The 12734-nt window shown below is 75.8% G+C and carries 10 protein-coding genes; 6 read left to right on the forward strand and 4 right to left on the reverse strand.

What is annotated here, in order from left to right:
* Nucleotides 1–103: 103 nt before the first annotated feature.
* Nucleotides 104–1957, forward strand: a complete 1854-nt coding sequence (locus ACFWU6_RS02665; RefSeq protein ID WP_383977837.1) for an ATP-binding protein — start codon at nucleotides 104–106, stop codon at nucleotides 1955–1957.
* Complete coding sequence (locus ACFWU6_RS02670; protein WP_383977840.1) at nucleotides 1954–2658, forward strand: response regulator; 705 nt, start codon at nucleotides 1954–1956, stop codon at nucleotides 2656–2658. The genes ACFWU6_RS02665 and ACFWU6_RS02670 overlap by 4 nt, the downstream gene beginning before the upstream one ends.
* Here ACFWU6_RS02670 and ACFWU6_RS02675 read toward each other — a convergent pair.
* Both ACFWU6_RS02675 and ACFWU6_RS02680 read right to left on the reverse strand, forming a co-directional pair.
* Nucleotides 2613–3461 (reverse strand): tyrosinase family protein, encoded by an 849-nt coding sequence (locus ACFWU6_RS02675; RefSeq protein ID WP_383977843.1) that lies wholly within the window; start codon nucleotides 3459–3461, stop codon nucleotides 2613–2615. The two genes, ACFWU6_RS02670 and ACFWU6_RS02675, sit on opposite strands and share 46 nt — an antisense overlap.
* Nucleotides 3458–3850 carry a tyrosinase family oxidase copper chaperone gene (locus ACFWU6_RS02680; protein WP_383808040.1) on the reverse strand — a complete coding sequence of 131 codons (393 nt, stop codon included), beginning with the start codon at nucleotides 3848–3850 and terminating at the stop codon, nucleotides 3458–3460. The genes ACFWU6_RS02675 and ACFWU6_RS02680 overlap by 4 nt, the downstream gene beginning before the upstream one ends.
* Before the next feature lie 324 nt (nucleotides 3851–4174).
* Between ACFWU6_RS02680 and ACFWU6_RS02685 the strand changes: the two genes are divergently transcribed.
* Entirely contained in the window at nucleotides 4175–5566 is a 1392-nt protein-coding gene (locus ACFWU6_RS02685) for a glutamate decarboxylase (RefSeq protein WP_383808037.1), read from the forward strand.
* A 58-nt stretch (nucleotides 5567–5624) separates the two neighbouring features.
* Here ACFWU6_RS02685 and ACFWU6_RS02690 read toward each other — a convergent pair whose 3' ends face one another.
* The gene (locus tag ACFWU6_RS02690; RefSeq protein ID WP_383977846.1) at nucleotides 5625–7352 is read right to left on the reverse strand and encodes a sigma-70 family RNA polymerase sigma factor; all 1728 of its coding nucleotides are present in this window, start codon (nucleotides 7350–7352) and stop codon (nucleotides 5625–5627) included.
* Nucleotides 7353–7823: 471 nt separating this feature from the next.
* Here ACFWU6_RS02690 and ACFWU6_RS02695 point away from each other — a divergent pair, with 471 nt between their 5' ends.
* A complete protein-coding gene (locus ACFWU6_RS02695) occupies nucleotides 7824–10010 on the forward strand; it encodes a tetratricopeptide repeat protein (protein ID WP_383977849.1) in 2187 nt (728 codons plus the stop codon).
* Here the strand turns inward: ACFWU6_RS02695 and ACFWU6_RS02700 are convergent.
* Nucleotides 9982–10764, reverse strand: coding sequence for an IclR family transcriptional regulator (locus tag ACFWU6_RS02700; RefSeq protein WP_383977851.1), 783 nt, complete (start codon nucleotides 10762–10764; stop codon nucleotides 9982–9984). The genes ACFWU6_RS02695 and ACFWU6_RS02700 overlap by 29 nt on opposite strands.
* An 88-nt stretch (nucleotides 10765–10852) precedes the next feature.
* On the opposite strand from ACFWU6_RS02700, the gene ACFWU6_RS02705 reads away from it, so the two are divergent.
* Nucleotides 10853–11695: an aldolase gene (locus ACFWU6_RS02705; protein ID WP_383977854.1), complete on the forward strand. Its 843-nt coding sequence runs from the start codon at nucleotides 10853–10855 to the stop codon at nucleotides 11693–11695.
* Complete coding sequence (locus ACFWU6_RS02710; protein WP_383977857.1) at nucleotides 11692–12714, forward strand: PfkB family carbohydrate kinase; 1023 nt, start codon at nucleotides 11692–11694, stop codon at nucleotides 12712–12714. The genes ACFWU6_RS02705 and ACFWU6_RS02710 overlap by 4 nt, the downstream gene beginning before the upstream one ends.
* Nucleotides 12715–12734 lie beyond the last annotated feature (20 nt).

Raw genomic sequence — 12734 nt, forward strand, 5'->3', positions numbered from 1 at the left:
TGCCTCCTGGTGGTGAATACGTCCCGGGAGGACCATCGCCCGCGCTGTGACCCCGGTCACCCTTGCGTTCATTGAGTTCACGGCCGGGTGCACACTGAGCGCCATGTTCCGTTTGCCCCGGCCGCCGCGCAGCCTCGCCGGCCAGCTCTTCGCCATGCAGGTGCTGCTGGTGGCCGTCGTCGTCGCCGGCTGCGCCGTCTTCGCGTACGCGACCGCCCGCGGCCAGGCCGAGGAGGCCGCCCGGCGCCAGGCCCGGGCCGTCGCGTTCGCCGTGGCCGACTCCCCGTCCGTCCGGGAGGCGGTACGGGCGGCAGCGCGCGGGAGCGACCCCTCGGCCCGGCTCCAGCCCTACGCGGAGCGGGTCCGGGTCGACTCAGGCGTGGACTTCGTCACGATCATGGCCCCCGACGGGCGGCGCTGGACCCACCCCGACCCGCGCCGGATCGGCGAGCGCTTCCTCGGCAACACCGCCCCCGCGCTGCGCGGCGAAACCTTCAGCGAGACCTACACCGGAACCCTCGGCCCCTCCATCCGCGTGGTCACCCCCCTCGACGACGACGGCCGGGTCGTCGCCATGGTCAGCGCAGGCATCACCGTCCGCGCGATCAGCGACCGGCTGGGCTCGCAGCTCTCCGCCCTGGTCTGGGTGGCGGCCGCGGCCCTCGCGCTCGGGGGCATGGGCACCTACATCGTCAACGCCCGCCTGCGCCGGCACACCCACGGCATGAACGCCGCCGAGCTCAGCGGCATGTACGACTACCACCAGGCGGCCCTGCACGGAGTACGCGAGGGGCTGCTGATGCTCGACGGACAGCGCCGGATCACCCTCATCAACGACGCCGGCCGCGAACTGCTCGGCCTGCGCGGCGGCGTGCGGGGCGCGGCCGTCGCCGAGCTGGGGCTGCCCGCGCCCCTGACGGGGGCGCTGCTGGCCGACCGGCCGCGGGTGGACGAGGTGCACCTGACCGCGGACCGGGTCCTGGTCGTCAACAGCTCGCCCGTCGCGGGCGGCGGCCGCCGCGGCACCGTGGTCACCCTGCGCGACCACACCGAACTCCAGGCGCTCACGGGCGAGCTGGACCACGAACGCGGCTTCACGCAGGCCCTGCGCTCCCAGGCCCACGAGGCCGCCAACCGCCTGCACACCGTGGTCTCCCTCATCGAACTCGGCCGCGAGCGCGAGGCGGTGGACTTCGCCACCGCCGAGCTGGAGCTGGCCCAGGCGCTCACCGACGAGGTGATCACCGCGGTCGGAGAGCCGGTCCTGGTGGCGCTGCTGCTCGGCAAGGCCGCCCAGGCGCACGAGCGGGGGGTCGAGCTGGTCGTCACCCCCGACAGCCGCCGTCTGGACGGAGGCGGGGCGCTGCCGCCGGCCCGCGACCTGGTCACGGTCCTGGGCAATCTGATCGACAACGCGGTCGACGCCGTGGCGGGCGTACCGGCGGCCCGGATCGCGGTGACCCTGCGGCCGGCGGGCGGGGAGCTGCTGCTGCGGGTCGCCGACAACGGCCCGGGCCTGCCCGAGGGGGTGGACGTGTTCCGCCGCGGCTGGTCCGGCAAGGGGGAGGGGCGCGGGCTCGGCCTCGCGCTGGTCCGCCAGGTGGCCGGCCGCTACGGCGGGGCGGCGACCGCGGCCCGGGGACCGGGCGGCGGAGCCGAGTTCACGGTCCGGTTGCCCCTGGCGGACCCGCCGTCCGACGCCGGCGGCGACCCGGCGGGGGAGCGTCGGGCCGTCGGCCCGGAGGGGCACGCGGGCCCCGAGGGCGGGAGCCCCGAGGGCGGGAGCCCCGGGGACGGGAGCCCCGGGCGCGACGCGGGCCCCGGGAGCGTGGGCCCCGGGGACGGAAGCCCCGGGCGCGCGGGCCCCGGGGGCGTGGGTTCCGGCGGCGTGGGTTCCGGACCGGTGGTCGGGCCGCCTCGGATACCGCGGCCGCGGACCGGGGAGGAGCCCGTATGAGCGGGCCGGGCGTGCGGGTGCTGGTGGTCGAGGACGACCCGGTCGCCGCCGACGCGCACGCGCTCTACGTCGGCCGGGTCCCCGGCTTCACCGCCGTCGGCGCCGTGCACTCGCTCGCCGAGGCCGCCCGGGTCCTGGAGCGGACCCGGGTCGACCTGCTGTTGCTCGACCTCGCGCTGCCCGACGGGCACGGCCTTCGCTTCGCGCGCGGGCTGCGCGCCGCCGGGCACCCCGTCGACGTGATCGTCGTGACCTCGGCCCGCGACCTGGCCGTGGTCCGCGAGAGCGTCTCCCTCGGCGTGGTCCAGTACGTCCTGAAGCCCTTCGCCTTCCCGACCCTGCGCGAACGCCTGCTGCGCTACGCCGAGTTCCGCGCCACGGCGGGCGAGGCGGCCGGGCAGGACGACGTCGACCGGGCGATGGCCGCCCTGCGCGCGCCCCGCCCCGCCGAGCTCCCCAAGGGGCTGAGTGCGCCCACCCTGGACCGGGTCGCCGCGCTGCTGAGGTCGGCGCCCGAGGGGATGACGGCCGCCGGGGCGGCCGAGGCGGCCGGGATCTCCCGGATCACCGCCCGCCGCTACCTGGAGCACCTGGTGGAGACCGGCCGCGCGGACCGCACCCCCCGGTACGGCCAGGTCGGCCGCCCCGAACTGCACTACCGCTGGCTGGCCGCCGCGGCGGGCTCGGTGTCGAACGTGTAGAACTTCCGGTGGTCCAGCATCTCGGCCGGGGTCACGTCGTTCCACGGCCGCATGGTGTCGCCCAGGTCGACCACGTTCGGCGTGCCGGCCGCGGGCAGGTAGGTGGACTGCGGGTGGCGCGCCTGCCAGTCGGCCCACAGCTTGTCCACGTAGGCGTGGTGCATCCAGAACACCGGGTCGTTGGGCGAGACGCCGGTGCCCATCTGGCCGCCGACCCACACGTGCACCCGGTTGTGCAGGTTGGCCCCGCGCCAGCCCTCCAGGTTGTTGCGGAAGCCGCTCGACGAGCTGTTCCAGGGCGCCGCGTCGTACACCGGCATGGCGAGCACGGCGTCCACCTCGGCCTTGGTCGGCAGCTGCGCGACGCCCTCCCCGAGCGCGCGCCGCAGGTAGGCGCGGCCGTCCACCCGTACGTTCACGTTCCATTTGCCCGTGGCGTACGCGAACGGTCCGTCGAGGACCTGCCCGTCGCGGGCCCGCCCGGTGCCGCCGAGGAAGTCGGCGGCCCACAGGGAGGCGCGGGGGGTGCGGTCGACGGTCCAGTCCCAGTACGGGAGCGCGACGCTCGGGTCCACTTTCTGCAGCGCCGCCTCGAACTCCAGCAGGAAGCGCCGGTGCCAGGGGAGGAAGGAGGGCGAGCGGTGGCCGACCCGGTCGCCCGAGTCGGTGTCGCTCATGATGAACCCGTTGTGGGTGGTCACGAAGCGGTCGTAGCTGCCGTTGCGCTTCAGCTCCACCAGGGCCGCGGTGAAGGCGCGCTTCTCCTCGGGGGTGAGCGCGGCCTGGTTCTTGCGCACGGTCATGCCGCGCCTCCCATCGGTGCGAACGGCGCGAGGACGGCGCCCTGGAGCTCGCGCACGGCGGCGCGGGCCAGCGAGGCCGGGTCGGCGAAGGTCTCGTAGTGGTTGATCACGCTGATCCAGGTGCCGTCGGCGTTCCGCATCACGTGCAGTTCGCGGCCGTCTATTCGGACGGTGGGCAGGCCGGGGGAGTGGTGGCCGCCGTGGTGGCCGCCTCCGCCCGGGGTGATCTGGATGCGTCGACCCTTGTAGACCTCGTCGACGGTGCCCGCGGCGGTGGGTGTGGCCGCGGAGGTGTCGGCGCTTGCGCTCGTGGCGGCTGCGGTGATGCCGAGGACGGTGAGTGCACCGGCAGTGGTACCCAAAGCCTGCCGGCGGGTGATCTTCTTCATGACCCGAAGAGGTATCAGGGCGCCGGAGTTCGGTGACCGGTATCCGGACATGAACCGATAAGTTGCTTATAGAACAAGTTGGATGATCTTCCCGTCCGTACCGGCTCCAGCGGCTCGGACGGGAAGATCTACGCGGGTAACCCTACTGGACGGTAATTTCTCCGGTGGACCCGGGACGCTATGGGAGGGGTCACAGTCCAGAGTCGGCCGGAAGGAGCGGGGTGGACCGGCCGCCGGGCCGCGCCGGGCTGCCTGCGCAGTCGTCCCCCGGTTCTCCCGAGTCACTTCAGGTGTATATGGGGGGCATTCACCTATAGTCCCGATATGGCTCTTCATGAGACGAAGGACGTACGCGGCCCCGACGCCGACTCGGACGTGTTCGCGTCCGCCCTCAGCGGCCAGATCCTCCCCAAGTACCGGATGCCCGAGGACCACTCGCCCACCGAGGTCGTCTACCAGCTCCTGCACAACGAGCTCCTCCTCGACGGCAACGCCGCCCAGAACCTGGCCACCTTCTGCACCACCTGGTCGGACGACGGCGTGCACCGCCTGATGAACGAGTGCCTCGACAAGAACATGATCGACAAGGACGAGTACCCGCAGACCGCGGAGATCGAGTCCCGCTGCGTCAACATCCTCGCCGACCTCTGGAACGCACCCGAGGGCACCACCGGGACCGGCTGTTCCACCACCGGCTCCAGCGAGGCCGCCATGCTCGGCGGGCTCGCCCTCAAATGGCGCTGGCGCGAGCGCCGCCGCGCCCAGGGGCTGCCCGCCGACCGGCCCAACCTGGTCTGCGGGCCGGTCCAGATCTGCTGGGAGAAGTTCGCCCGCTACTTCGACGTCGAACTGCGCCAAGTCCCCCTGGAGCCGGGCGCCACCGGCCTGCGGCCCCACCAGCTCGCCATGCACGTCGACGAGAACACCATCGGCGTCGTCGCCATCCTCGGCGTCACCTACACCTGCGACTACGAGCCCGTCGCCGAACTGGCCGCCGAGCTCGACCGCATCCAGGCCGAGCGGGGCTGGGACGTCCCGATCCACGTGGACGCCGCCAGCGGCGGCTTCGTCGCGCCCTTCCTCCACCCGGACGTGGTCTGGGACTTCCGGCTGCCGCGCGTCGCGTCCGTCAACACCTCCGGCCACAAGTACGGCCTCGCGCCGCTCGGCGTCGGCTGGATCGTCTGGCGCACCGCCGACCTGCTCCCCGCGGACCTGGTCTTCGACGTGGACTACCTCGGCGGCGACATGCCGACCTTCGCCCTCAACTTCTCCCGCCCGGGCGGGGAGATCATCGCCCAGTACTACCTGTTCCTACGCCTCGGCCGGGGCGGCTACCGGCGCGTGCAGCTCGCCTGCGCCGAGACCGCCCAGTACCTGGCCCGCGAGATCGCCGCGATGGGACCCTTCACCCTGCTGTACGACGGGCGGGGCGCCCTGCCGGCCGTCTCCTACACCCTCACCGATCCGGCCTCGGCCGGGTTCTCCCTCTACGACCTCTCGGACCGGCTGCGGATGCGCGGCTGGCAGGTGCCCTCGTACCCGCTGCCGGCCGACCGTCAGGAGACGGTCATCCAGAGGGTCCTGGTCCGACACGGCGTGACCCGCGACCAGATCGCCCTCCTCGTCGCGGACCTGCGCCGGGCCGTCGAACACCTGACGGCCACGCCGCCGCCCGTCCCGACCTCGGAGCCGAGGTCGGGCTTCCACCACTAGTCCGTCCCGCTCGGATCGTGCCGGGCCCCTTCGGATCGCGCCGGGCCCGCGGCGCCGGTCAGCGGGCGCCGAAGTTCTGCGTCCACCAGGGGCCGCCCGCACCCTGGTGGATGCCGACACCTATGTCCTTGAACGCGCAGTTCAGGATGTTCGCACGGTGCCCCGAGCTGTTCATCCAGGACTCCATCACCGACTGGGCCGTCTGCTGCCCCCGGGCTATGTTCTCCCCGTACGTCGACCAGCGGTACCCGGAGGCGGTCGTCCGCTTGCCCGGGTCCGCGCCGTCGGGGCTGGTGTGCGAGAAGAAGTCCCGCTTCGCCATGTCGACCGAATGCCCCTGAGCGGCCGCGCGGAGCTGCGCGTCCTCCTTCAGCGGGCCGCAGCCGGCCGAGGCCCGCTCCTTGTTGACCAGGGCCACCACCTGGCCCGCGACACCCGGCGGAGCCGGCGCGGGCGCCGGGGCCGAGGGCTTCGGGGCGGGGGCGCTGGAGCGGCTCTGCGCCGGGGTCGGGCTCGCACTGGGGCTCGGCGCGGCGGAGGACGAGGCCGACGCCGAGGGCGAGGGCGACGGGGAGGCCGAAGGCGAAGCGGACGCCGACGGAGAGGGCGACGCGGAGGCCGACGCGGAAGGCAGCGGCGCTCCCGACTCGGTCGCCGAGAGCGCGGCCAGCGGCGCCGCGGGCGCGCCACCGCCCGCCTCGGAATCGCCGGAGCCCGGGAGCGTGCCGAGGTAGGCGAGTCCGCCGCCCGCGACACACGCCGCGATCACGGCGCCGCCGATCACCCGGCGGCGGCTGCGGCGCCGCTTGCGCAGCGTGCCGCGGGTGGCCTGCCCCTCGCCCGCGCCCGGTCCGGCCGCTCCGGCCTGGTCGCCCGAACGGCGCCGGGCCGCGCGGCCGGGCCCGGACACCGCCGGGGACAGCTGGGTCGCGGCGTTCGCGAAGTCCGCCCCCGAGCCGTCGGCGAAGGCGGCGCCCGCGGGGGCGGACCCGGCCGCCCCGGCCGCGTCCAACCCTGCCAGCAGAGCCGCCGAGACCGGGACCAGAGCCAGCCCGGCCAGCAGCCCCTCCGCCGGAACCAGCCCGCTCCACAAGCCGGAGCACCGTACGCATTCCCGGGCGTGGCGGGCTATTCGCTTGCGCCACAGGGCGGAGGGCGCGCCGTTCCAGCCCGCGGTCACCGCCCGCAGCTCCTCGCACGGCGGCTGGGCCTCCAGGGCCCGCTCCACCACCCGGGCCGCCTCCAGCTGGGCCTTCATCCGCTGGACGCGCACCCCGGTGTGCTGCGGGGGCAGCTCCAGCGCGGCGGCCACCTCGGCCCGGGTCAGCTCCCCTGCGCACTCCAGCCACCACAGCGACAGCAGCGCCCGGTCGTCGGGCTCCAGCCACCTGGTGGCGCGGGCCGTCTCACGGCGCTGGCCCGCCAGGTTCAGGCGCGCGACGGTCAGGTCCACGAAGTCGGCACCGGGGTCGGCGACGTCCTGCGCCGCCTCCAGGCCGCTCTGGCCGAGGCCGTTCTGCCGGGCCTGCCAGTGCGCCCGCACCCGGTTCATCGCGATCGCCACCAGCCAGGACCGGAAGCTCTCGTCCGCCCGCAGGCCGCCCAGCCCGTCGAGCGCCCGCAGCATCGTGTCCTGCACCACGTCGTCCACGTCGCAGGACCCGTTCAGGGCCCGCCCGACGATGTTGTAGACGAGCGGCAGGTGGGTGCTGACCAGCTCGTCCTGCGCGCGGGGATCGCCCGCGCGGGCCGCTGCCACCAGCGCTGCCGTGTGCTGAGTACTCATGTGATGTTCCCTGTCCGTACCGGCGGTCGATGATGCCCAATACCTGGGAGACCGTCGAGAGGGGTCTCGATAACACTTTTCCCGAACACTTATCGCGAAGTCGGCTCCACCGCCTCCGGTACGGCCGGCACGGGGTACCGCCGAACCGAGCCGTCCGCTTGGGCGAGCCGCCTCAGGGACGCCAGCATCGCATCCCCCGGAACGGTGCCCGCCACCACCCGTTCCGCACCCGTTCCGCCATCTCCTCGGAGCGCTGCCGCCGGGCGACGAACGCCGGGCGGCGCCCCGGGGAACTGCCGCCCGTCCCAGGTTCGTTGGGTACGCGAACGGACGCGTGGGCAACGGCGAAGCGACACGGTACGTGGTGGGGGCGGCATGTCGGCACGGTTCGCACGGCGCGCACGACCGGATGATCCCGGGGGACGCGGCCGGGGGTCGGCGCGGGACCCCGTCGATCCGGGCCCGGCCGGCGTGTGGCGCACTCCGGGCGGCCGCATCCCGCTGCTGCGGCACCTGGACGGCCCGGAGCAGGCCGGAGTCCGTCCGGCCGAGGGGCCGGGCGGAACGCCCGGGTACGTGGAGCGGGACGCCGACGCGCTGCTGCGCGCGGCCCTGGCAGGACCGCGCCCCCGGTTCGCGCTGGTGGTGGGGGAGGCCGCGGCGGGCGCGACCCGGCTCGCCTACGAGGTGGTGCGCTCCCGCCATCCCCGGCACGCCTTCGTCCGGCCGTTGTCCCGGGCGGCTCTGTCCGAGGCCGTACGGCTCGCCGCGCGCAGCCGACGCGCCGTGCTGTGGCTGGACGGACTGCAGGATTACCTGGGGGCCGGCGGCCTGACGACCGCGCACCTGGACGGGTTGGGCGAGGCCGTGGTGGTGGTCGCGACGATGCGGGCCGCGGAGTACCGCCGCCACCAGGCCCGGGAGGCGAGCCGGCTCACCGGGAGCGACCGGGGCTCCTGGCGGGCGCAGGACGAACTGCTGCGGCGCGCGGCGGTGGTCCCCCTCGCCCGGCACTGGTCACCCGCGGAGCGCCGCCGCGCCGCCGCCCGGAAGGACGCCCGGCTCGCGGCGGCGCTGGAGGCCGCGGGGGAGTACGGCGTGGCCGAAGTCCTGGCCGGGGTGGTACGCCTGAGGACCCGCTGGACGCACGCCCGCCCCCCGGCCGAGACCTCGCCGGGCGCTGCTGTGCCGGATTCTGCTCCGCGGGGCGGCGATGTGCCGGGCGCGACTCCGCGGGGCGGTGAGGTCTCGGACGGGCGGGCGTGGAGTGGGGAGCTGCCGGGCGGCCGGGCTGGGAGCGGTGATCCGCCGGGCGGGGGAGTGCCGGGGCGGTACGCGCCGGGCGGGGAGCCGGGCCGGGGGCGGCGCCGCGGCGGGGCGGGCGACGCGGCGGCGGGTCCGTACGGGACGGTCCCGGGGCCGGCGGATGAGCGTGCGCGCGGGGGCGCCGTCGTGGCCGCCGCGGTGGACTGCCGGCGAGCGGGCCTGCGCCGGCCCGTCGACCACGCGCTGCTGCGCGCACTGCACCAGCCGTACCTGGCCGGCGGCGGTGGTGGTGGAGGGCTTCGTCCCGAGGGCCTGGAGCGGGCTTTCACCCGGGCGCTGGCCTGGGCCTGCGAGGAGGCGGCAGCCGCGGGCGGGCTGCTGGCGGGGAGCCCCGACCGGGGGTACACCGCCGCCGGCTGCCTGCTGGACCTGCCGGGACTGCCTCCGGTCCCCGATCACCTGTGGCGGGGCCTGCTGGCGCACGTCGAGCCGGGGGACGCGTACGACCTGGGCATCGTCGCCCGGCAGGAAGGGAGGCCCGTCCGGGCGGTGCAGGCGCTCACCCGGGCCCTGCGGGGCGGGGTGACGGCCGCGGAGCTGCCCCTGGCGCTCGCGGTCGGTGACGCGGGCCGGCCCCGCCGGGCCGCGGCCGACCTCGCCGCGCTGGCCCGGCGCAGCGAGCGGCGGCTCGGTCCCCGCCACCCGGACACCTTGGCGGTCCGGCACCAACTGGCCTTCTTCACAGGAGAGTCAGGACACCCCTGGGCCGCGGCCGTCCGCTTCGCCGCCCTCGTGGCCGACAGCGCGGCCGTGCTCGGCCCCCGCCACCCGGACACCCTGGACGCCCGCCACCAGCTGGCGTACTTCACCGGCGAGGCCGGTGATCCCCGCTCGGCGGCCCGGCAGTTGGCGTCCCTGCTGGACGCGGCCCGGCCCGTCCTCGGCGCGGACCACCCCCGGGTGCTGGCCGTGCGGCGCGGTCTGCTCTGGTACGGCGCCGCCGAACCGGACGTCGCGGAGCGGGACGTGACCGCGCTCCTCGTCGATACGCAGCGCCGGCTCGGGCCCGCCGACCCGCACACCCTGGCCGTCCGGGCCGTCCGTGCGGCATCGGCGGCGCGGGCCGGGCGCACCGCCGAGGCCGTGCGGGCCTGGGAGGCGCTGGCCGCGGACCGTGCCCGCGTCCTGGGCGCCGAGCACCCGCACACGCTGTACACCCGGCTGGAATGGGCGCAGGCGCTGATCGCCGCCGGCCGCCCGCCCGCCGCCCTGCCCCTGCTGGACCTCGCACTGGAGCAGGCGGCGCCGTTCCTGGAGCCGGGCCACCGCCACCTGCGACGCCTCCACGAGCTCCGCGCCCGCGTCACAGCAGCGGGGCCAGCGCCTCCGTAGCGGCGAGGAGGGCCGGTGCGTACGCCTCGATCTCCTCGCGGGAGACCAGGAAGGTGACGGTGGTGACGCTGACGCCGCCGACCGGGCGGCCGTTCGGGCCCAGCACCGCGGCGCCGACGCAGCGGATCGTGGGCTCGTTCTCCTCGTCGTCCAGGGCGAAGCCGCGGGCGCGGACCTCGGTCAACTGTGCGCGCAGCTCCCGGCCGGTGGTGAGCGTGCGCGGGGTCCGGGCCGGGAGCCCGGTGGCGGCGATCAGGTCCCGGACCTCCTCGTCGGGCAGGTGGGCCAGGATGCTCTTGCCGATCGCGGTCGTGTGCAGGGGCATGACCATGCCGACGCGGGAGGCCGTGCGGAAGGGCTGGTCGCTCTCCAGCTTCCGGATGTAGGTGATGGTCTCCCCGCTGTGCAGGGCGAGGTGGACCGTCTGCCCCGTGGCCCGGCGGAGTTCGCCGAGGACGTGCTCGATGCCGGTCGGCTCCCCGCCGCTCACCAGGGCGGACAGTCCGCGCAGCCGCGGCCCCACGCCGTAGCGGCTCCCGCCCTCCTGGCGCACGAAGCCCTGCTCGACGAGCGAGGCCAGGATGCGGAAGGTGCTCGACTTCGGCACCGCGGCCGCCGCCGTCACCTCGGCCAGTCGGTGCGGCCCGCCGGGGGCCGCCACCGCCTCCAAGATGCGCAGCGACTTCTCGAGCGCCGATCCGGCCGCGGACGTACGCCCGCCGCGCACGCCGTCCGAGCGGTCCTCCGTTGACACGACAACTCCCGCCCTGTGTAGGGTCCAGACCAGATGGTTCCGGTACACGATACCTCGTTCCGCTACGTGGAACGAACGGGAGGGTTCCTTGTCCTGCCACCCGTACGCGGTGATAGCCGCCCAGCGACTGCTGCCGGTGCTGCGCAGCCCCGACGCCGAAGAGGCCGTCCGACGTACCGCCGCCCTGCTCGCCGCGGGCTGCCGCGCGGTCGAACTGACCACCTCCACGCCGGGCTGGGCCGACGCCGTCCGCCGGGTCGTCCCGCTCCGCGACGCGCACGGCCGCACCGCCGTCGTGGGGGTCGGCACGGTCACCACCACCACGCAGGCCGAAGCCGCTCTGGACGCGGGGGCCGCCTTCCTGATCTCCCCCTACCCGGCGCCCGAGGTCCGGGAAGTCGCCCGGCGCCGGGCCGCGGTGTTCATCGAAGGCGGCTTCACCCCCGGCGAGATCGCCGCCGCGGTCCGGTCCGCCGGCGCCGCCAAGGTGTTCCCGGCCCACGTCGGTGGACCGGAGTTCGTCCGTTCCCTCAAGGCCGTGCTGCCGCGGGCCCTGATCATCCCCACGGGCGGCATCCGGCCGGGCGAGGTCCGCGCCTGGCTCGCCGCCGGAGCGGGCGCGGTCGGCATCGGGAGCGGGCTGCCGGCCGACCCCCGCGAAGTGGCCGATGTCTTTCGGGAGTTGGCGGTCCCCTGTTGCCCCGGATGCCAGGCAGCCGACTCCGCAGCCGCGGTGGGTACGGCCGCTCCGCGCCCGGTCCGGTTCGAGGCCGCCCCGGACCCGGGCCTACTCGGCGCCCCGGACCCGGCCGGCACCGGGGCCACCGCGGGCCCGGACGTCGCCGTGGGCCCGGACGTCACTGTGGTCCCGGCAGCGAGCGGCCCTGCGGCCCCGGTCGTGAACGGGCCGACCGCGCGGGGCCGGACGTGAGCGGCTACGACGTCCTCGTACTCGGCGAGGTCCTCGTCGAGGTCCACACCGACACCGCCCTGCGCTCTGCCGCCGACGGCACCCCGGCCCGCGTCTCCTACTCCGGGGACGCCCTCAACGCGGCCGCCGCCGCGGCGGCGGCGGGGGCCCGGACCGCCCTGCTCGCCGTCGTCGGCGACGACGAGCTCAGCATCCCCCTCCTGCGCCGGGCTGCGGACCTCGGCGTGGACGTCTCCCACGTCCGCCGCGCGCCCCGCCCCAACGGCGCCTACCTGCTGTGCGCCGACACCGACGGCGACCGCGAGTTCGTCTACTGGCGCACGGACAGCGCCGGTTCCACCCTCTCGCCCGCCCACGTCGACTCCTGGCGGACCCTGCTCACCGGATCGAAGGCCCTCATCACCAGCGGGATCACCGGCGCGCTGTCGCCCGGGAGCCGGGACGCGGTGCTGGCCGCCGCCCGGACCGTGCACGGGGCCGGCGGGCACCTCTCGTACGATCCCAACTACCGCTCCCGGTTGACCGGTCGGGCCGAGGCCAGGGAGCTCCTCGCCCGGATCGCCCCGCTGACCGGGCTGCTCAAGGCCTCCTGCCCCGCCGACGCACTGGCCCTCCTGGACACCGCCGACCCGCGGACCGCCGCCGCCCGCTGCCGTGCGCTCGGCACCCGCGCGGTGGCCGTCACCGCGGGTGCGGGCCGGCTGCTGCTCGACCACGGCACCGGGGCGGAGTACCACCCGGTCCCCGTCAACCCCGCGCCCGTCGACGCGACCGGTGCGGGGGACTGCTTCACCGGCACCGTCACCGCCCGGATCGCCCTCGGCGACCGCATCGAGGACGCGGTGGCGTACGGCACGGCGGCCGCGTCCCTCTCCGTCTCGGGGCGCGGCGGCACCGGGCACGTGCCCGCCTTCGCGGCGACGGCGGCGTTGGCCGCCGCGCACCGGGGCGGCGGCGGCGCGTCGGCCACGCGTGCGGGTACGGGTACGGGAGCGGGGAGGGGGCCGGTGGCGCGGTAGCCCGCGGCCCGTGCCGGGTG

The sequence above is a fragment of the Streptomyces sp. NPDC058674 genome, assembly GCF_042716505.1.
GTDB lineage: Bacteria > Actinomycetota > Actinomycetes > Streptomycetales > Streptomycetaceae > Streptomyces.